Origin of the sequence: Microcoleus sp. T3_D1, assembly GCF_036700405.1 — a bacterium.
Lineage (GTDB): Bacteria > Cyanobacteriota > Cyanobacteriia > Cyanobacteriales > Microcoleaceae > Microcoleus.
Genome location: NZ_JAUBOV010000209.1, coordinates 1 through 1,178, shown reverse-complemented (window position 1 = coordinate 1,178; position 1,178 = coordinate 1). Strand labels below are relative to the sequence as shown.

The window sequence follows — 1,178 nt, the reverse complement described above, 5'->3', positions numbered from 1 at the left end:
TAAGTAGGTAGGCGGGAAAAAACCAATCTATGTAACAAAATATTAAGTTACCTAATTGGAGTTAAACTTAAGACGTTGCGTAGTGTAATTTCCCCTTTGTCCTCTAACTTCTACTCCATGAATTACGGCATAGGCTAGTTCTAATTCATCATCAAACATTTGTCCTGCTAACTCATCTTTCTTAATGTGTTGCCACTCCAATTCAATGGGGTTCATTTCCGAACAATACTTGGGCAAAAAGAAGATATATAAACCTTGCTTTTCCCAATGCGGCCATAACTCTTGGACTTCTTTGCATCGGTGTATTGGGCCATTGTCTTGTACGATTACTCTCGGTCGTCCAATTTCAGCAGCTTCCTGGGCTTCTCGTTCCATCATTTTGATATAAGCTTTTCGATCGACACCCCCAATTACTAAACCGTAGACAAAACTTATGTCAGGTTGAAGAAGTCCGATAATACTTAGTCTACGACCACGCCGTTTCGTTTGTTCTAACCGTTTTTGCTCACCTATTGGGTAATAAGTATAACCGGGCTCACTCCACATACAAAACCCTGATTCATCTAGATACTTTAAGTCAATTCCTCCCGCCTCTGCCTCTAATTGCAACATATCTAAGTCAGATTGCTTCGTTTCTTGTACTATCGGGTCTTGTTTTTTTTTGTGACTTTTTCTCGCTCGTTTCCAAATAAACCTTTTTTTTTTAAGTATCCGTCTTAATCGATCGGCACTTAGTTTAACAGAACGTTCTTTTTCTAATTTCTGGACTAATTGAAGACTGTTATATGTACGTGATTCGTTTTTGAGGCATTCTTTTAAAAACTCTATATCTTCCTCTTTCCACGTTTGCTTTGCCCCTCGACCAGGCAACTCCCAAAGCCCTTCCATGCCTAGATTAGACCATTTATGTAAAACCTCTCTCACTGTTTGTGGAGTCCAGTTAAAATGAGCAGCTATTTTTTCAACGTACCAGCCATGTGCATTTAATCTAATTACTTCTGCTCTATCTTTGACTTTTTGTGGTACAGCAGCAGTTCTCAGTTTTAATAGAGTTTTGTCTTGCTCTTGAGTCAGGAATACCCTTAATCTAGCGCCCATATATTGAGTTACCTCAGTAGATATATTCTTTTTGTTTACTTATCTTAACATAGTTCGGTTTTTTTGCGCCGACCTACTTA

General features: G+C 38.6%; 1 protein-coding gene. It reads right to left on the bottom strand.

Features of this window, described 5'->3' with window-relative positions; genetic code table 11:
• Nucleotides 1-51 precede the first annotated feature (51 nt).
• Entirely contained in the window at nucleotides 52-1,098 is a 1,047-nt protein-coding gene (locus tag QT992_RS33425) for an IS630 family transposase (RefSeq protein WP_333341059.1), read from the bottom strand.
• Nucleotides 1,099-1,178 lie beyond the last annotated feature (80 nt).